18 protein-coding genes are annotated in these 18,306 nt (G+C 72.7%); 4 read left to right on the top strand and 14 right to left on the bottom strand.

The window, feature by feature from the left end; translation table 11 throughout:
* Window positions 1-408 precede the first annotated feature (408 nt).
* Complete coding sequence (locus tag AC068A_RS12250; protein WP_478584038.1) at window positions 409-1,161, top strand: hypothetical protein; 753 nt, start codon at window positions 409-411, stop codon at window positions 1,159-1,161.
* A 207-nt stretch (window positions 1,162-1,368) separates the two neighbouring features.
* Here the strand turns inward: AC068A_RS12250 and AC068A_RS12255 are convergent, their stop codons facing one another.
* The 5 genes from AC068A_RS12255 to AC068A_RS12275 form a co-directional block, all read right to left on the bottom strand.
* Window positions 1,369-2,556: a DUF7847 domain-containing protein gene (locus tag AC068A_RS12255; RefSeq protein WP_478584040.1), complete on the bottom strand. Its 1,188-nt coding sequence runs from the start codon at window positions 2,554-2,556 to the stop codon at window positions 1,369-1,371.
* Between the two features lie 149 nt (window positions 2,557-2,705).
* Window positions 2,706-3,281 (bottom strand): dihydrofolate reductase family protein, encoded by a 576-nt coding sequence (locus AC068A_RS12260; protein WP_478584042.1) that lies wholly within the window; start codon window positions 3,279-3,281, stop codon window positions 2,706-2,708.
* Window positions 3,282-3,339: 58 nt separating this feature from the next.
* Entirely contained in the window at window positions 3,340-3,738 is a 399-nt protein-coding gene (locus tag AC068A_RS12265; RefSeq protein WP_478584044.1) for an STAS domain-containing protein, read from the bottom strand.
* A 386-nt stretch (window positions 3,739-4,124) separates the two neighbouring features.
* Complete coding sequence (locus AC068A_RS12270) at window positions 4,125-4,565, bottom strand: hypothetical protein (RefSeq protein WP_478584046.1); 441 nt, start codon at window positions 4,563-4,565, stop codon at window positions 4,125-4,127.
* Window positions 4,566-4,738: 173 nt separating this feature from the next.
* Window positions 4,739-4,960 carry a hypothetical protein gene (locus AC068A_RS12275; RefSeq protein WP_478584048.1) on the bottom strand — a complete coding sequence of 74 codons (222 nt, stop codon included), beginning with the start codon at window positions 4,958-4,960 and terminating at the stop codon, window positions 4,739-4,741.
* Window positions 4,961-5,116: 156 nt separating this feature from the next.
* Between AC068A_RS12275 and AC068A_RS12280 the strand changes: the two genes are divergently transcribed.
* Entirely contained in the window at window positions 5,117-5,560 is a 444-nt protein-coding gene (locus AC068A_RS12280) for a hypothetical protein (protein ID WP_478584050.1), read from the top strand.
* Window positions 5,561-5,565: 5 nt separating this feature from the next.
* Here AC068A_RS12280 and AC068A_RS12285 read toward each other — a convergent pair whose 3' ends face one another.
* From AC068A_RS12285 to AC068A_RS12310, 6 genes are all read right to left on the bottom strand, one after another.
* The gene (locus AC068A_RS12285) at window positions 5,566-5,976 is read right to left on the bottom strand and encodes a hypothetical protein (protein ID WP_478584052.1); all 411 of its coding nucleotides are present in this window, start codon (window positions 5,974-5,976) and stop codon (window positions 5,566-5,568) included.
* A 262-nt stretch (window positions 5,977-6,238) separates the two neighbouring features.
* On the bottom strand, window positions 6,239-6,706 hold the full coding sequence (locus AC068A_RS12290) for a VOC family protein (RefSeq protein WP_478584054.1): 468 nt from the start codon (window positions 6,704-6,706) through the stop codon (window positions 6,239-6,241).
* A 272-nt stretch (window positions 6,707-6,978) separates the two neighbouring features.
* A complete protein-coding gene (locus AC068A_RS12295) occupies window positions 6,979-8,418 on the bottom strand; it encodes an NAD(P)/FAD-dependent oxidoreductase (protein WP_478584056.1) in 1,440 nt (479 codons plus the stop codon).
* Window positions 8,415-9,638 (bottom strand): MAB_1171c family putative transporter, encoded by a 1,224-nt coding sequence (locus AC068A_RS12300; RefSeq protein ID WP_478584058.1) that lies wholly within the window; start codon window positions 9,636-9,638, stop codon window positions 8,415-8,417. Before AC068A_RS12300 ends, AC068A_RS12295 begins: the two co-directional genes overlap by 4 nt.
* A 484-nt stretch (window positions 9,639-10,122) precedes the next feature.
* A complete protein-coding gene (htpG, locus tag AC068A_RS12305; protein WP_478584059.1) occupies window positions 10,123-12,108 on the bottom strand; it encodes a molecular chaperone HtpG in 1,986 nt (661 codons plus the stop codon).
* Between the two features lie 228 nt (window positions 12,109-12,336).
* Window positions 12,337-13,038 (bottom strand): type III effector protein, encoded by a 702-nt coding sequence (locus tag AC068A_RS12310; protein ID WP_478584061.1) that lies wholly within the window; start codon window positions 13,036-13,038, stop codon window positions 12,337-12,339.
* A gap of 257 nt (window positions 13,039-13,295) precedes the next feature.
* Between AC068A_RS12310 and AC068A_RS12315 the strand changes: the two genes are divergently transcribed.
* Window positions 13,296-13,895 (top strand): hypothetical protein, encoded by a 600-nt coding sequence (locus AC068A_RS12315; protein WP_478584062.1) that lies wholly within the window; start codon window positions 13,296-13,298, stop codon window positions 13,893-13,895.
* Between the two features lie 108 nt (window positions 13,896-14,003).
* Window positions 14,004-14,558, top strand: coding sequence for an N-acetyltransferase family protein (locus tag AC068A_RS12320; protein ID WP_478584064.1), 555 nt, complete (start codon window positions 14,004-14,006; stop codon window positions 14,556-14,558).
* Window positions 14,559-14,881: 323 nt separating this feature from the next.
* On the opposite strand, the gene AC068A_RS12325 is transcribed toward AC068A_RS12320, so the two are convergent.
* From AC068A_RS12325 to AC068A_RS12335, 3 genes are all read right to left on the bottom strand, one after another.
* The gene (locus tag AC068A_RS12325) at window positions 14,882-15,460 is read right to left on the bottom strand and encodes a maleylpyruvate isomerase N-terminal domain-containing protein (RefSeq protein ID WP_478584066.1); all 579 of its coding nucleotides are present in this window, start codon (window positions 15,458-15,460) and stop codon (window positions 14,882-14,884) included.
* A gap of 86 nt (window positions 15,461-15,546) precedes the next feature.
* Window positions 15,547-16,677, bottom strand: coding sequence for an aminopeptidase P family protein (locus tag AC068A_RS12330; protein WP_478584068.1), 1,131 nt, complete (start codon window positions 16,675-16,677; stop codon window positions 15,547-15,549).
* 382 nt (window positions 16,678-17,059) lie between these two features.
* The gene (locus AC068A_RS12335; protein ID WP_478584070.1) at window positions 17,060-18,277 is read right to left on the bottom strand and encodes an esterase/lipase family protein; all 1,218 of its coding nucleotides are present in this window, start codon (window positions 18,275-18,277) and stop codon (window positions 17,060-17,062) included.
* Between the last annotated feature and the right edge of the window lie 29 nt (window positions 18,278-18,306).

Below are 18,306 nucleotides of genomic sequence, written 5' to 3' on the forward strand. Positions count from 1 at the left end.
CTGCCTCCCCACCCCCCCCCCCCCCCCCCCCCCCCCCCCCCCTCCTCCCCCTCCCCCCCCCCCCCCCCCCCCCCCCCCCCAGGCAGTTTTCCATTCACCTGGTTCTGTCGAGGAAGCGAAGCCCGGAGCTCCGGCCCCGGGAGGAATCGGCTACCCGCATGACGCGGATGCGCCGGCGGCGACTCTGCGTGCCTGCAACCGGGGCCGCGAACCATGCGTCCGAGGTGGCGTTCGCCAAGAACCTCAAGCGGCGGAACGTGTTGCAGAGACCGAAACCGAGACCGAGTTCGAGACCGAGTTCGAGACCGAGATCGCGATCGAGGCGTCGGGCCGGCAGACCTGGGGGTGGGCAGCATGGAGGACTCGAGGCGGCGGCTGGGCCGGCGTCGTGGAAGACCGGGCACCGGCATGCCGGCCGCAACGGCCACGGCGGTGGCAGCGGCGTGCGCGGCGGTGATGACCATGACCAGCGCCTGCTCACTGAAGCCGCAGCCGCAGCCCGGCATCGCAGAACTGCGGGCCACCGCCAACGGAGCGGACGCACAGCACGAACGGAACGCGGAGGAGACCCGCCTGCGCGCGTTCCTCGAACGGCTGAACCGCGTGGAGGGACTGCACCACGCGTACACCGAACTCGACGACCACTGCGCCGGACCGGCGAAGGGGAACCTCCTCGAGCCGGCCGGCATCGATCTGCTGACCTGCTCGATGAGCGTGAACGCCGTGTACGGGGTCGAGGGCGAGGTCACGGACGTGCTGCGGCGCATCGATGCCGCGGACGTCACCCTGTGGCAGGCCAACGTGAACGGCCCCGGCAGCGCGAGCGGCGGCACCCTCGACCATGCGCTGGAGTACCACCGCTCGCGCGGCGTGTTCCCGGACGGGAGGTGGATGCCCGCACCGTCCCTCGTCTCGGAGGACGGGGGCCTCGAGATCACCTGGGACCATCCACCCCTCCCGGACCACCCGGCCGCATCGAGCCAGGTCGAAGGCAAGGACGCGCCCACCTGCCCCCCGGCCGGCCTCGTCTACTCCCGGTGCCGCATCGACCCGCCCCGGCCGGACTCCGTCCCGGCCGTCCGCGCCCGCTACGGAACGGTCCTCAGCGTCAGGATCAGCCGCCCCGGAAGCATGCCGTACCTCACGGTCCCCCGACCCTGACCCCGAGCCAAGTAGGCCGAGCCCGGCCCCGCGGCCGGGTTGCGGCAGCCGCCCCGGCCACGGCGAACGCGAGCGGGCGGCGGTACGCGGAGTAGCGGACGACGCCCGGCCGCAGCGTGGAGTGCGGCCGGGCGAACGAGGGGGGCGAAGCCCCCGCCGAGGCGATCTCCCTCGGCGGGAGGGGCGGCGGCGGCCCGGGCTGACGGCCTATCGGCCGTCGGTCGAATCGCCGGGCTGCGGCGGCGCGGGCGGCGCGGCCGGTGCCGCGGGCGCAGGCGGCGCCGCGGACGGCGCCGGGGCCCCGGGCGCCGTACCCGTCCCGGCGGCCACGTCGGCGAGGATCGCCTCGGCGAGGCCCTCGCGCCGCATCCGCTGGTCGACGTACAGCAGGGCGCCCACCAGCTGCGTGAACCCGATCTGGAACATCTGGCCCACGGCGCCGCCGAAGAGCACGAGGAGGAAGGCGAACACCAGGGCGGCGATCAGCCCGGCCGACGGGCCGCCGTCCTCCGGCAGCCCTGCCATGGCGGGGATCAGCGCGAACGTGCCGATGAAGTTGAACGGCAGCTGTATCGCCCACCCGATCGCCCCCGCGATCAGGCCGCCGAGCAGGGTGATGCCGAAGATCCGCCACCAGGCACCCCGGACCAGTGCGGTCGAGCGGCGCAGCGCGGCGACCGGACCCGAGTCCTCGAGCACCACCACGGCCGAGGCCAGGCCGAACCGGTTGCTGAGCCAGACGGTCGCCGGCAGGGCGGCCAGCATCAGTACGGGGAGCAGGCCGATGAGCACGGGCGGGTTGTCGTCGGAGGCGGCGGCCGAGGCGACCATCACCGGAATCCCCACCGCCAGGGCGGCGAACATCGGCAGGCCGGCGATCAGACCGGCGAGGATCGTGGCGCCGGCCACCGCGGGAGCCCGCCGGACGGCGGCGCGCCACATCGTGCGGAACGTGGTGGGGCGGCCCGTCACCGCCTCCTTGAGGACCGCCGGGCAGAGCGCGGCGAGCACCGCCATGCCGAACACCCCCACGACGAGGAGCACGACGAACAGCACCCCGCCCGAGACGAGCAGCGGAACGACGTCCTCGGAGGCGGGTTCCTCGCCGAAGGGCGGGTTGAAGACGGGCTCGAAGTGGTCGTACACCGAGGCCACGGCGATGCCCGCGGCCAGACCCATGACCGGCAGGACGAGGGCCAGGACCGCCAGCATGACACCGGCCAGCTGCTTCCAGTGGCCGCGGATGGTCGCGAACGCCCCGCCGAGTATCTCCCCGAGCTCCAACGGGCGCAGGGGTATCACCCCCGGCTGCGGCGCCGCCGGCGCCGGGTACCCCCACTGCGGGGCCCCACCCCAGCCGCCTCCGTACTGCCCCGGCCCACTGTTCTGCGTCATGCCCATTCTCCGTATGTCGTCCCCCGATGGAAGGCACAACATATATCCCGGCAGGTCAGCAGCCCAGCACCCGCAGCCCCATGCGCCGCTGGCGGGCCCGGCCGACGCCGTTCGACTTCGAGCACCCGCCGGCGGGGAGGCCGGGGCGGCTATGCCGCGTCGGCGGAGGAGGCGAGCCGGTAGCGGAGCAGGACCGTGCGGCCGTCGAAGGCGCGGGTGTCGGCCAGTTCCAGGCCCGTGCGGTGCGCGCCGGCCGGGAACGCCGGCCGCCCTCCGCCCAGCAGCAGCGGGTGTACGACGACGTGGTACTCGTCGATCACCCGGTGCCGGGTGAGGTAGGCGGCGAGCTCGGCACCGCCGAAGAGCACCAGGTCCGTGCCGGAGCCCTTCATGTCGGCGATCTGCTCGGCGGCGTTCCCGGAGATGATCCGGGTGTTGAAGTCGGCCGTCTCCAGGGTGCTGGAGACCACGACCTTCGGTGCCGCGCGCCAGACCGGGGCGAAGGCGAGGTCGTGCGGGTCGTCGGACAGCTGCTCGGCGTTCGGCCAGAACCCGACCATCAACTCCCAGACCTTGCGGCCGTACAGGAAGACCGTCCCCTCGGGGGTCAGTTCCCTCGAGTACGCGGAGAGCTGCGCGCCCATCACGGGCCAGTCGAACTCCCCGTTCGGACCCTCGATGTAGCCGTCGAGGGACTGGTGCACGAAGTGGATGAGCTTTCCCATGGGCCCCATGATCCCCTCCGAGGCAGCGTGTCGCTGGTCCACGGCGCGGGCATCGGGTTCAGGCGAGGGCGGCCTCCACGCTGGGGGCGAAGGTGAAGAGTCGGCTGGTGCTGGTCAGCTCGAACAAATGCTGGAGCTGGCGCGGGGTCGGGCCGGCCAGGATCAGGTGCTGACAGGCGCGGGAGTCCAGGAGTGCGTGGAGCATGGACGAGTCCGCGAAGATCACCTTGGACAGGTCCAGGACGGTCCGCCGGATGTGGGCGTCGTGGGCCGCTTCCGTCAACGCCCGGCGCAGGGGGGCGACGGTGTCGATGTCGAATTCACCGGTCAGGCGCAGGACGCAGATGCCGTCGCCGTGGTCGGCATCCCGGGTCACCAAGTCGTGGCCGACGCAGTTGGGTGCGAAGCCCGGCGGAGGGTCGCTGGGCCGGGGTAGGGGGTCATGGGAGGTGTGCATGCCGTCCTCCTCGCTTGGCGAGGATGCGGGGCCACTCCCCGAGAGAGGCGGAGTACACGGTCGTCATGGTGGCCGTGAGGAGGAGGTGCAGGAAGGCCCCCAGCGGCGTCGTACTACGAGTCTGTCACAGCATTCCTCCCGAAACAGCCCTTTTCGGTTCCTATCGGTGTTCGTGGGCCTCCGCTGCCCGCTCGGCACCGAGCCGGGCCCGGCCCCGGCGCCGCCGGCCGCCGTCAGCCGGTACCTGCCCACCTGGACCGTCGCCGCGCCCTGCCTGCCAAACCGGTCGGCGCCGCCCACACCGCCACCGGCATCGAAGGCTGACCCCCGCACCCGGCGTATCGCCCCGCACACCGTCCTCGCCGACCGGCCCCGCGTCGGCAGGGTCATGCCTGGGTGCCGAAGCGGACATCCTGCCGGTTGTTGTTGCCGACCTGGAACGCGGTCGGGCCCTTGAAGGTGTTGCCGGACACCCCCGCAGCCTCACCTGAGGACGGGGGAGCGGCCTGCTCCAGCAGTTCCTGCAGCAGTGCGGCTGCCTCGTCGCGCTGCTGGTCGTCCAGGCTTTCCAGCAGGGTCTCGATGCGGGTCTGCCACACGGTCTCCTGCCGCGCCCCGACCCGGTCGGCCGTGCTGTCGTCAGCGGCCGTGACCTCGGCCGCGCTGCGATCCAGACGCTCCAGCTCGCCGCGTTCCCGCTCGGCGTCCCCGCGGCCGAACCACCGCGCCAGCCGACTGCGCAGCCCCTCCCAGGCATCGGTGCCGGCCGCCTGCACCACGGCGGCACCCCCTGCCGCGGCCAGCGCCGTCAAAGCCTCAGCCAGCATGTCGTCCTCCTGCTGTTTCCGCTGCATGCCGATGGATGGGTCTGAAAACGTTGGGCCCTGCCAGTGCGTGGACAGGGCCTTTGCCCGAGTGGGCACTCACCGCTCCTCGGCCCCCCCGTGCCCGCCCGTCCGCCCACTCACCCGGCAGGCACGGGGCACACGGGACGGGCGGGTTACTTGTGGACCGCCTCGACCGCGGCGGTGATCCGCTGGACCGCGTTGTCGCGGTCCGGGGCGTTCTTGCTGCTGAACACCGGACCGATCCGGCCGCGCAGGACGAGGTAGTGGCGCGTTCCCCCAGTCTGGAGGTGGACGGCCATCAGGGACGGCCCGTCCACCGCCTCGACCCCGGTGACGACGGCGTTGGTGCTCTCCCCTGGCCACAGATCGGTCATTTCGCCCTCCCCAGACGGACCAACCCTGCCGCTGTACGTTTCCCGTCCGCGCGGCCCCCGAACCCGGTGAGGTGCGGTGTGCAGGGCGGTTGACGGCTGGGTAGGGGACCCGGGACCGATGGAAGGCAGCTGACGCATCGATGCAAGGGGGAGCACATGCTGGCTGAAACACTGACGGCACTGGCGACTGCGGGCGGGACGGCGGTCGTGGAGGAGGCCGGAACGGCGCTCTGGGAGGAGACGCGGGCCCGGACGGCCCGGCTGTTCGGACGTGGGGACGCACGCCGGGAGCGGTCGGAGCTGGAGCACCTCGACGCGACCGCGGCCGCCCTGGCGGCGTCCGGGCGGCCCGAGGCGGCCGCGGCGCGCATCCAGCAGGAGATCATCTGGCAGACCCGCTTCGCGGGCCTGCTGGAGAGCGTCGGCGACGCGGAGCGGGGCGCCCTGGCCGAGCAACTGCGGGCGCTCGTGGCCCAGCACACCGCGGCGGCGGCAGCGGGACGGATCGAGATCACGCACAACACCTTCTCCGGACCGACGGCCGTGCAGGTGGGCGACGGCAACACCCAGGAGGTCACGTTCGGCCGGCCCACCGGGTGACCCCGTCAGCCTCCGGCCCCGCCGAACCGGCCGGTGCCGGCTGAACCGGGCGCCCCGGTCGGCGCGGGCGCCCCGGCCGCACCGTTCGCGCCGGCCTTCGACGCGAGCGCCGCCGACGGGCAGCGGTCCGTTGCCGCCCCGGCGGGGAGCTGGTTCAGCGCGGGCCGACCGCCGTACAGTTCGGCTTCGGGAACGTCCAGAACATCCACTTCCCGGCACCCCCGGCCCCCGTCGCCTGGCCGTACGTCGTCGGCCTGCCGCCGCACCGCGCCGACGGGTTCCGGCGCCGCGAACTGGCGGTGGACCTCGCCGATCCGGCCCGCACGGACGCAGGCGGCGATGGCGACGGCGACCTGACGTCCTGGGTGATCACGGGCCTCGGCGGGACCGGCAAGACCCAGATCGCGGCCGACCATGCCGGCCGCATGCTGCGCGAGGGCCGGATCGACCTGCTGATGTGGGAGACGGCCGGCACCCGGGACGCGGTGCTCGCCGCCTACGCCACGGCCGCCGAGGGCCTCTTCGGCGCGACCGGCGGCAATCCGGAGCGGGCCGCCGCCGAGTTCCCCACCTGGCTGCTGCCCCGCCCCGCGGGGCCCGGGTGGACGCCCCGGCACTGGCCGCGCTCCGGCGCCGACGCGGTGACTCGACCGGGCCGACGGGACCGGTCGGGGGCGGTCAACTGCCGTTCTGCATGGCGGCCGCGGCCCGCTTCTCCAGCTCCTCCTGCGGGACGTCCTCCACGTGCGTGGCGAGGTTCCAGCGGTGGCCGAAGGGGTCCTCGATCTGACCGGTGCGGTCCCCGTAGAACTCGTTCCTGACCGGCCGCAGCTCCTTGGAGCCCTGGGCGAGGGCCTTGGCGAAGACCGCGTCGACGTCCTCGACGTAGACGTGCAAGGTGACGGGAGAGCCTCCGACGGCCTTGGGCGAGCGGAATCCCATCTCCGGGTACTCGTCCGCGAGCATGATGACGGAGTTGCCCAGATCCAGCTCGGCGTGGCCGATCTTGCCGCCGGGCGCCGCCATCCTCATCCGCTCGCTCGCACCGAGCACGGACACGTAGAAGTCGATCGCGGCGGCGGCCCCGTCGCAGCAAAGGTACGGCGTGACGCACGGATATCCCTCGGGAACGGGCTTGACGGCCACCGGACTCCCGCCTTTCCGACCAGTGGCGGCCACCGCCGACCGCCGCCTGCGACCACTGATATCCCGCCCCGGGCCGACACGCGGAGCCGCCGCGCGGCAGCCGGCCCCGGATGCCCCGGACGGCCGCGACCGGGAACTCCTCGGTGTCGGTCCGGCATCGCGTCCGTTGCGTCACATCCGATGGCCTTCGCCCGTCTCACGGGGCTTGGTTCCGGACGGGTGACAGCGGAGCGCAGGCGAGCGTAGGGCTCGGACTCGGGCGTGAACGGAGCCTAGGCTCCGTTCGGCTGCGGTGTGCGCAGTGGTGGGCGGGACAGGATCTCGCGTTCGTGAGGGGTCAGTTCGGGGCCGTCGAGGGGGGTGCGGCGGGGGCCCAGGGCGGCTGCCAGGAGGACGGTGGGCGCGGCCAGGACGCGGGCCGGCTCGCGCATGGTCATCACGTCCGTGAGCTTCCGGACGACCAGCCCGTTGCCGGTGGCCGCGTGGGTGAGGCGGTGGGTGTACCGGGCTCGCAGCCGGTCCGTCAGGGTGGGCCTCCCGCCGATGCAGCCCGGGTAGAAGCGGTCCTGGCCGACCGCCAGTGACCAGGCGGCCGACGCCGCCCGGGCGATCGCGGCCTGGGTCTTCCGCGCGAAGGCGGGGGAGGAGAGGGGGGCTCGGGCGGCGGCCTGGGTACGCAGCGCCACGGCGCTGAGGGCGGCGACGGACATGCCGTGCCCGTAGACGGGGTTGAGGCTGGTGGCGGCGTCGCCCAGGGCGACGAAGCCCGCCGGCATGTCCGACTGCTCGAAGTAGCGGCGGCGGTTGGCGGTACGGGCGAACACGGTGACCCCGCTGATCGGCTCCGCACGGGCCAGCAGCTCGGCGACGAGCGGGTGGCGGACGCGCCGCGCGAAGTCCTCGAACAGTTCCTCGCCGGAGGAGGGCTCGGCCCCGCGGGTTCCCGAGAGGCTGACGTGCCACTGGCCGCCCTCGATGGAGATGATCGTCGCGACGAGCCCGGGCTGCCTCCGGCGCGGGTCGGCGGCGACGTGCACCACCGGCCAGTCCTTCTCGGCGCCTTCCGGTGCCCGGTAGCGGCGGCTGGCGTAGCGTACGCCCGCGTCGACGACGGTCTCGCGGACCGTCGGCCCGCCGATGTCGCGCAGCCACTGCGTGCTGCGTGAGCCGCGGCCCGCCGCGTCGACGACGAGGTCCGCCTCGACGAGCTCGCGCCGCCCTTCCCCGTTCAGCAGGTGGACGCCGCGTACCCGCACTGCGTCCCCGGTCAGCCCCGTGACCCTCACGCCCGTACGGATCCGGACGCGCGCGAGCTGCCGGACCCGACTGCGTACGGCCCAGTCGACGAGGTCCCGGCCGGCGCTGATCAGGTAGTGGGTCTCGGCCCACGAGCGGCGGTACCAGCCCGCCGGCGAGAACGACACCATCCCGTTCGGGATCGGGACGCGGTGGGCGCCGGCGGCGAGCCAGTCCTCGACGACACCCGGAAGCAGTTCCTCCACGGCTTCGGCCCCGCCGGCCCACAGCATGTGGGCGTGGGCGGCCTGCGGGAGCCGGGCCCGCGGCGCCGGGGTCTCGGGAAGGGTGCTGTCCTGTTCGAGGACCAGTACGTCACCTGCGTACGGGGCGAGGGCCGCCGCGGCCAGCGTGCCGGCCAGGCCTCCGCCCAGGACGACGACACGGGGAAGGTCTGCGGCAGGGGGCGGTGTCATCGGGTCGTCGTGCTGCTTTCTTCGAGGGCGGATCGGCGGAAGGAGCGGACGGTGGCCGACCGGGACAGCGCGAGCGACATCCTGACGAGCCCCTGGGGGCTGCCCGGCGAGGTCAGGACCGCGTCCGCGGCCGCCCGGGGCAGAGGGCTCGGGGAGGCTTCGGACCGGGCGCGCTCCCAGTACACGACAGCGCTGACCAGCGCAGCGGCGTCCGCCACGGCCGCGGCTTCCTCCACCGGGCGCCCGTCCGCCAGCTCCTTGTGCAGCGCCCGCTCGCGCAGCTCTGCCCGCAGGTACGGGATGACGGTGAGGATGCCGTCGTGGATGTCCGACTCGCGCTGCGTCAGCCGGATCTCGATCGGCACCCAGCCCCCGCCGGCGGACAGGTCGATGCTGCGCGTGGTCGCCACCCGCAGCTCCTCGTGCAGGGGCCGGAGCCGCTGGTAGCGGCGCCACATCCGCCACCGCCTCACCGCTGGCTCCGCGACGAGCGGCAGCACGAACCCGGCCGCGATCAGCAGCGCCGACACGGAGGCGAAGGCCGGCGCCACCTCGACGGCGAGCACGTCCCAGTCGCGGTCCGCCCACCGCGCCCCGACCGCCGCGAACTTGGCGACGTCGTAGCAGAGGTTGAGCACGTATCCGACGACGATCAGCGCCAACCCCGCGCGCAGCGCGCCGCGCACCTCCCGGGCCCACCGCCAGCACAGCACCGTCATCGTGACGGCCGCGGTGGTGTGCGCGGTGAGGTAGAGGAGGATCGTCTCCCTGATGAACGGGGTGTTGGCGTAGTACGTGTCCAGGTCGCGCAGGCGCTCCACGGGGGTGTCGCCGAGGACGAACAGGGTGTTGATGGCCACGATCACGGCGACCGTCACCGCGGCGCACAGCCGGGCCCGCCGGCGCGTCCGCTCCCCGTCGGCGTCCGCGGCGCCGCGGCTCCAGTGGAGGATGAGGACGATGTTGGCCCCGGAGAAGGCCGTGATGAGGGAGTAGACGACGGGCGCCGCGGCGTTCGGGACGCCGGTGATCCGGTTGACGGCGACGAGGCTCGGTATCGCGGTGAACGCGAACACGGCCGTCGCGAGGGCGAGCAGGGCACACACGGAACGCAGGAGCTCGTCGCCAGGATTGCGCCGGAGCGCGGGCAGCTTCAGGAGCGTCGCGAGGAGGAGGACGGCGCCGGGTAGGTAGAAGCCCAGGCCTTGGGGGTCGTTCACCGCGGGTTCCGCCGGTGGGGGGACGGCAGCGCCCGGGTGGCGGTCCCCCCGGCGGTACGAGCCGTAGGCGCCGTACTGGCCGTGGTGGCCGTACGCGCCCGGCGGCCGGTGGGCCCGGGGGGCTGCTGTGTCGTCATGCGGTGCGTTCCTTACGGGCGTTCAGGGATGGGTCCGGCGGTGGCGGTGCCGTATCCGTTCCCACGCCTCGTCGCTCGACCCACCAGCGCGATCACGGGCACGACGAGTGATCATCGTACTAACCTGCCGAAATGGCGGATTGTCCGAGCTTCGGTGGTGTCGTCGGGCAATGCCCGTACCGGGCCCCTGCCGACGCCACGGGACCGGGCGGCTCGGGCCGCGCGGGGCGCCGGGCACGCCCCGCGCAGCGAGGAACGCGCCCGGCGTCCGGCGTCCGGCGTCCGGCGCCCGGCGTCCGGCGTCCGGCATCGGCGCCGACGACCGACCGACCGACCCGAGACGCTGCCTACAGCGTGTGGGTCAGGCGGGTTGTGAGCAGTCGGGTGAAGCGGGCCGGGTCGGGCAGGTCGCCGCCCTCGGCGAGCAGCGCGCTGCCGTACACGAGCTCGGTGATGTCCGCGAGCGCCGGGTCGTCCGCGTTGACCTCGTGGGCCGAGCGCAGGGCGGTGACCAGCGGGTGGCCGGGGTTGAGCTCCAGGATCCGCTTGACGGGCGGCATCTGCTGGCCCATGGCCCGGTACATCTTCTCCAGCGTCGGGGTCATGTCGTGGGCGTCGCCCACGATGCACGCCGCCGACGTCGTCAGCCGCGACGACAGCCTGACCTGCTTCACGTGCTCCGACAGCGTCGTCGCCATCCAGGGCAGCAGGGCGGCGAAGTCCTGTTCCTGCTTGGCCTTGTCGGAGCCGGTCTCCTCGTCGCCGTCGGCGGCCGGGTCGAGGTCGACCTGGCCCTTGGCGATGGACTGGAACCGGTGGCCGTCGAAGCCCGGGACCTGCTCGACCCAGACCTCGTCGATCGGGTCGGTGAGGATGAGGACCTCGTACCCCTTGGCGGCGAAGGCCTCCATGTGCGGGGAGTTCTCCACCATCGCGCGGGTTTCGCCCGTCAGGTAGTAGATCGCGTCCTGGCCGTCCTTCATGCGCTCGACGTACGCGCGCAGCGTGGTCGTCTTCTCCGCGTCGTGCGTGGATTCGGCCGACACCAGCCCCAGCAGGGCCTCGGTGTTGTCGGCGTCCTCGAGGAGGCCCTCCTTGAGGACCCGGCCGAACTGCCCCCACAGCTTCGCGTAACGCTCGGCGTCGTCGCCCGCCTGGATGCCCTTGAGCGCGCCGAGGACCTTCTTCACCAGGCGCCGGCGCACGCCCTGGATCTGGCGGTCGTGCTGAAGGATCTCGCGGGAGATGTTCAGCGACAGGTCGTGGGCGTCCACGACACCCTTGACGAAGCGCAGGTAGTTCGGCATCAGGGCTTCGCAGTCGTCCATGATGAACACCCGCTTGACGTACAGCTGCACGCCGCGCTTGGTCTCGCGGGAGAACAGGTCGAACGGCGCCTGCGAGGGGATGAACAGCAGCGCTTCGTATTCGAAGGTGCCCTCGGCGCGCATGTGGATGGTCTCGGCCGGGTCGAGCCAGTCGTGGCTGATCTGCTTGTAGAACTCGTTGTACTCGGACTCGGACACCTCGCTGCGCTGCCGGGCCCACAGCGCCTTCATCGAGTTGAGCGTGTCCATGTTGGGGACGGCGTCGCCATCGCCATCGCTGTTGCTGTCGCTGCCGCCGTCGTTGCCGGCGTCGCCGCCGCTGTCGGTGCCGCTGTCGGTGCCGATACGCTCGGCAGCCATCTTGATCGGCCAGCGGATGAAGTCCGAGTACTGCTTCACGATCTGACGGATCTTCCACCCGGCCAGGTAATCGGCCAGCCCGTCCTCGCTGTCGGCGGGCTTGAGGTGGAGCGTGACCGAGGTGCCGACCGGCAGGCCGTCCACGGCCTGGATGGTGTACGTACCCTCGCCGTTCGACTCCCACAGCGTGCCCTCGTCGGTACCGGCCCGGCGGGTGCGCAGGGTGACCTGGTCGGCGACCATGAACGCCGAGTAGAAGCCGACGCCGAACTGACCGATCAGGCTCTGCGCCGCGGCGGCGTCCTTGACCTCCTTGATCTTCTCCAGCAGGCGGCCGGTGCCGGACTTGGCGATCGTGCCGATCAGCTCCACGATCTCGTCCCGGCTCATGCCGATGCCGTTGTCACGGACGGTCAGCGTGCGGGCCTCCTTGTCGACTTCGAGGGTGATGTGCAGCTCGGCGGTGTCGACTTCGAGGGTGGAGTCGGTCAGCGACTCCAGGCGGAGCTTGTCCAGGGCATCGGAGGCGTTGGAGATCAGCTCGCGCAGGAAGATGTCCTTGTTCGAGTAGATCGAGTGGATCACCAGCTGCAGCAACTGACGGGTCTCGGCCTGAAACTCCAGCGTCTCGATACTGCTACCCACGTGGGTCTCTCCTTAGGGAACGAAATCGGTGATGGTGATGGTGTTGGACGGTTGGTGCTGGGGAGCCCAGGCGGCTACACGCCCCGCCCCGCCGCGCCGTCGGCAGCAACGCGCTCGCGACGGCCGGTCGGCAGGGCGTTCGCTTGGACGCGGTGAGCAGCCGCGACGGCATGCGCGCGCCCGGGGCGGCTGCGTACCGGAGCCCGAGCAGGCCCTTGTCCGGCGGTCTCACGGCCGGGGCGGGGTACGGCGCTGCCGGTCGGTGCGGCTGTCGGCGCGCAGCCGGTCGGTGCGGTCGGCGAGCCGGTCGAGGCGGGAGGCGATCGCCGGGTGGCCGGCCGCGAGGTGCGGGCGGGTCTCGGCGAGCGGGGCCAGGAGCCGGGCCGGGTCGTCGTCGCCGAGGGCGTCCAGCAGGCGGGCTATGGCCGGGGCGGCGCCGGAGGCGAGGTCATCGAGGGCGCCGATCTGCCCGGCGAGGCGGCGCAGGTCGGCCGCGTTGTCGCGGGCCCAGGTGGTGACGGCGCGGTCGGCGGCGCGCTGCTCGCGGGCCGCCTGGACGCGCTGCTCGCCGGTACTGCCCGCGGCGGTTCCGGCGGCGGCGTCGGGCCGCAGGCGCAGGTAGCGCCGTTCGGCGGCCTGACGGCTGGCCACCCCGAGGGGCTGGGCCAGGTCCGCCCAGGTGGCGCCGGCGGTGCGGGCGGTCTCGATCAACCCGGTTTCCCAGGCGGCGAGTTCCTCGCGGAGGTGGCGCAGGAGCAGCAGCGCGGCCAGGGCCTGCTGCGGGTTGTTCTGGCCGGTGTCGTCGGGCGGTGCGTGGCGGGCGGTGCGGGCGGCGGCGTTCATCATGCCGAGCGCCGCGGCAGCGGCCAGGAACGAGGCCGGTCCGGGTCCCGGTCCCGGCCCCGGTACCGGGGCGTCCTGCGCTTCCATGGTCGTCACCTTCTCGCCGCCGGCGTGCATGTCATCCAGATGGTGACATGCTACGACCATGCCGACCGAACCGCATCGGCAATTCCTTTACTCAGGCTCCGTTCCCCGGTACGCCCGGCCCGTCCATGTCGTCCATGTCGTCCATGGGGCGACACGGAGGCATGTGGCGAGCTGGGACCGAGACCGAGAGCGGTCGGCTGTCGGAGGCAGCCGTTAGGGTCGTCCGATCATCAGAATTCGATCAGTGAAGAGGGGCCATGTTCGAAGAGCGGCTCGCAGAGTTCTCCCGCGAGCGCCTGGGCGGCCGTCCGATCCCCGACGACCTGCGCGCCATGCTGGTGGCGCAGTGGGAGGGCCGCGCCGACTTCCGCGAGCTCCTCGGCATCACCTTCCTCGAACCCGGGCACCTCCAGCCGCTCCTCGACACCAGCTACCTGAGCGAAGCGGAACTCGCCGACCCCGAGATGCAGGCCATCAATGCCGGTGCCGCGGCGATGGCCGAGTACGTGAAGATCGTCGCGGAGTGCGACCAGGGCTGGATCGGCTACTGGATGCACCCCGGTGAACCGGCGGACCGCCCTCCCGTCATCGTCGCGCTCGACACCGAGTTCTCGTACTCGGGCATGGCCGGCCGCACTCTGGCCGAGGCATGCGCCGCCGACCAGGCCCGGTACCAGGGCGGGCCCGACGATCGGAGCGCGTTCGCCTTCCTGGCCGCCCGGCTCGCCGAGCTGGGTGTGCGCCTCGGCGGGGGAGGCGACCACGAGGATTTCTCCGAGCCCGAGTTCACCGTGGATCCGGAGGCGCTCACCGAGGAACTCATCGATGCCGAGCGAGCGAGGCGCGGTCTCGCCTGACCTCGCACGCGCCGGAGTCGCCGTGTCGTGCGGGTTCGCCCGGTGCGGCTGCGACGGACGGCCCGAGCGGAAACAACGCCGTAATGCGCGCCCCGTACCGTCGCGCAGATGACGACGAAGGCGAACGGAAACGGGACGGACTCGGGCTCCGGCTCGGGCTCGGACTCGGGTACACGGATACGGCCCGGGGCCGAGGCCGACCTCGAAGAGCTGACCCGGATCTACAACCACTACGTTACCGAGACGCCGATCACCTTCGACACAGAGCCGTTCACCGTGGACCAGCGTCGGCCGTGGCTGTTGTCCCATCCCGAATCAGGCCCGCACCGGCTCCTCGTGGCCGAGGAGGGTGGAAAACTCCTCGGCTACGCGACCAGCAGCGCCTTCCGGCCGAAGCCTGCGTACGCGACCTCCGTGGAAACCAGCGTCTATGTGGCGCCGGAACACGTGGGACGTGGCGTCGGCAGCCTGCTGTACACCGCGCTCTTCGAGGTGCTGGAGCAGGAGGACGTGCATGCGGCGCTCGCCGGAATCGCCTTGCCCAACGAGGCGTCACAGCGGCTCCACGAACGCTTCGGATTCCGGCCGGTGGGCGTCTACGAACAAGTCGGGCGGAAATTCGGGCGGTTCTGGGACGTGGCCTGGTTCCAGAGGCTGCTGTGAGGGACTTGGGCCGGGCCCTCGCGCGGTCGGCCCTGACTGGCGCATGCCGTATGCTTGATCTCGAACTCGCGGCCACGACGAATGGCTGTGGGACTGGCGTTGGTGGTCCAAGGAAAGGCACCCCACTTCCTGTGGGGGGATGCAGGTGCAAGGCCTGCCCAGCGCTCGACTAAGGCCCCGGCCTCCGCAGGGAGGCCGGGGCCTGTTTGCTTTGCGCGGGTGCGCGATGGAGTCACGGGGCACCCCGTTCGTGAGTTGCGGCCTGGCGGCCTGGCCCCGCCCGGGCAGCCAGCCCCTCCCCGGGGGCCGCCGCATGGGCGCCGTCAGTCGGACAGGGCCGCCTGCCAGCTCCACGACGTGAGCCGGGCCCGGCCTTCGAGTTCACCCCGCCCCGTGCACCAGAGCAGGACCCGGGCCGGGTCGCCGGACGGGGCATCGGGGAAGAGGCGTTGCAGGACCGCGGCACACAGCCGGGCCGGCGGCAGCCACGGAACCCCCAGGCCCCGGGTGATGTCGTGGGTGTGCAGCAGGATCTCGGCGACGCCCATCGCAGCGAAGCCCGGCGGGTCGCACGGCCCCCAGTGCCAGGCCCGCATCCGCGGGTCCGCCGCCGCCAGGGCGCTGACCAGCAGGCCGGCGCAGGCAGCGACCACGCTCAGCACCTCACGCGGATCCGCCTCAGGGCGGACGAGCAGGTCGAACGGGAGGTAGGCATCGGCAGGCCGGGCCGCCACCTGGCCGGCGTACGCCAGCAGATCGTGCGCCACGTGGGCAGCAGTCGCCCGGCAACCCCACTCCAGCGAGCCCGCCCGCACTGACCAGTCCGCCTCGACGTGCGGGCCGAGGACCTCGCGCATGACGGAGGCCGCCAGTTCCACGTCCCGGAAGTCCACGCCGCCCATGCGGCGACCCTAAGCGGCCTCGGGGAAGCGGGGCACGCCCCGGCGAACGTTTCCGGTCACGGGGCCGTGCGGACTGCCCCTCACCCTCAACGGACGATCGCCATCGCGTGAGACGTCCGGTTGAGGCGGCGCCCGCCGTCCGCGGTGACGGTCACGATGTCCTCGATCCGCACCCCGAACCGGCCCGGCAGGTAGATCCCCGGCTCGATGGAGAAGCACATCCCCTCCACCAGCGGGAGCGCCTCGCCCTCGACCATGTACGGCGGCTCGTGCGTCGTCGTCCCGATGCCGTGACCCGTGCGGTGGATGAAGAACTCCCCGTACCCGGCCCGCGTGATGTGCGACCGCGCCACCCGGTCGATCTCCTGGCAGGCGACGCCCGGGCGGACCGCCATGAAGGCCGCCTCCTGCGCCTCGCGCACGATGTCGTGCACCCGCCGCTCCTCCTCGCCCGGCGCGCCGACGTGGACGGTACGCGTCGTGTCGGAGCCGTAGCCGTCCATCAGCCCGCCGAAGTCGAGGACCACCATGTCGCCGTCGCCGATCACGCGGTCGCCGGCCTCGTGGTGCGGGTCCGCCCCGTTCGGGCCCGAGCCGACCACCGTGAAGTCGACCTGCTCGTGCCCGAACCGGCGCAGCAGCGCGGCGAGGTCCGCGGCCACCTCCGTCTCCGCGCGGCCCGCGAAGCGCACGTGCAGGATCTCCTCGTACACCGCGTCGGCGGCCGTCGCGGCTGCCGCCATCCGGGCCAGCTCGGCCGGGTCCTTCACCGCGCGCAGCATCGGCAGGGCCTCGGTGAGCGACACGTACGAGGTGTCCGGCCGCGCCCGCTGAAGCCCCAGCAGGTGCGCGGCCCAGGCACTGTCGCTGATCGCGAACCGGCCCGCCCGCCCGCCGCCGAGGAGCGGGGCCGCGAGCGCGTACGGATCCTCGCCGTCGGCCCAGCCCCGCAGGGTGACGGCCGGCGCGCCGGGCGCCTTCCGCGCATCGGGCCCCTCCAGCACCGGCACCACCAGCACCGGGTCCCGGCCGGGGACGAGCACGAGCAGGGTGAGGCGCTCGGTGATCGCGGTCGGCCGGTACCCCGTCAGCCACACCAGGTCCGGCCCGGGCGCGACGACCACCCCGGACAGGCCGGCGCCGACGGCCGCCTGCACGGTACGGCGCATCCGGGCCGCGTACTCCTCCGCGGCGAAGGGCTGGGGCGTACCGGTCATGCGACGCACCTCCCGGGTCCGGGCCGCGAACCCTGCCGGGCCCACACGAGTCGGCCACCATGATCCCCCGCCCTGCCCGGCGCCGCGACCACATCGGGCCGTGTCCGGCTCCTCAAACCTGTGGCGCGTCGATCTGGTGCTCGCGCACCCGCGTCCGGGCCTGATCGTGGTCGGAAGCTCGACTGTCAGGCGAACGGATGCGCTGCGAGGTACGCACGCCGGCGCCACCACGCCTCGGGCGGCAGTTCGATCAGCGGCATGATGTCCGCACTCCCCGTCGGCGTGTCGGCTCGCCGCGGAGAGCTGATCGGCGAACCGGCCGGGTCGGCCCGGTCCGTTGGACGGACCCGGCCGGCCCGGCCGGCGGGCTGCCGTACGCCGCTCAGTCGGGCAGCCGGTCGAGGACCCACTCGCCGAGCTCGGGAGTCATGACGGCGTGCGGGTCGTTCGTCCCGGAGAGCATGAAGTCGTCGAGCTCGGACTCGTCCGGGGGCAGTTCGTCGATGTTTGCGTACAGGTCGTCCTGCCGGTCCAGGTCGCGGATGGCGACCGCGCTGACGGACGGCACGAAGCACACGGACCGGTGGGCCATCTCGACGGCCTCGCCGACCCCGGTGAGCACGTCGCCGATGATGCCGAACGACTCGAGCGTCCCGCCCGGCGCCCCGTCCAGTTCGGGGAAACCGCGCGTGGTGACCGTGTGCGGGCCGCCGAGGATGCCGTTCAGCACGGCCACCTCCGCCGGGTCGCCCTGCGACTGGGCCAGGAAGTACGTGCCGTCGAAGAGCGGCCCGGAGCAGCTCAGCGTCTTCGCCCCGGCGCGGACGCCGTTGCCCACACCGTCCCCGCGCCCGCTGGAGACCCCGAGCACGCGCGGGATGCGCGGCCACCCGCCGACCTGCTGGAGCTGCTCCTTGAACTCCGTCCGCAGCGGGCTCTCCTTCGGCGTGCCGTCCACCCTGTCCAGGTACCGCCAGAGCATCTGCTGTGCGGCCGGGCTGCCGATCTGCCGCAGGTACGTGTCGTCGACCTGGGCGAGGTAGTGCGCGAACGCCTGCAGCCCGATCGGCACCCACGCACCGCGGTGCGGGGTGTCGAACGACAGGTAGACGCCGGCCCGGTGGTCCACGCGCTGCATTTCCAGCTTGGCCAGCGCGTACCGCATGACCATGCCGCCCATGCTGAACCCGCCGACGAGCATCCGGGCGTCGCCCAGCTGCTCGGCGATGGTGCGCATGATCGCGGCGGTCGCCGTCTCGGCGTTCCGGAGGATCGAGTCGCTGCGCTCGTCGAACCCGACGAGGATCAGCGTGCGACCCCGGGCCCGAAGCCGGCTGATGAACGGGAACCGGCCGTTCTCCAGCCCGTCCCAGAGCCAGTCGAAGTCGGTCGGCCCCAGGTTGAAACCGTCGGCGAGGATGACCGGCCGGACCACGCCCTTGTGGCCCTCCCCGTAGTACACCCGGGCACTGCCGTGTGGCAGCTGCCACTCCTCGTCGGCCGGGGGCGCCGACGGGGCTGCTGCCACACGCCGGACCGGGGTCACGAGCCCGATCGACGCGGCGGCCTTCCTGGCCTTGTCGGCCTTGCTGTCGGCCATGAACGTCCCTTTCCATGCTGCTGACAACG

The organism is Streptomyces sp. NPDC043854 (genome assembly GCF_056436005.1).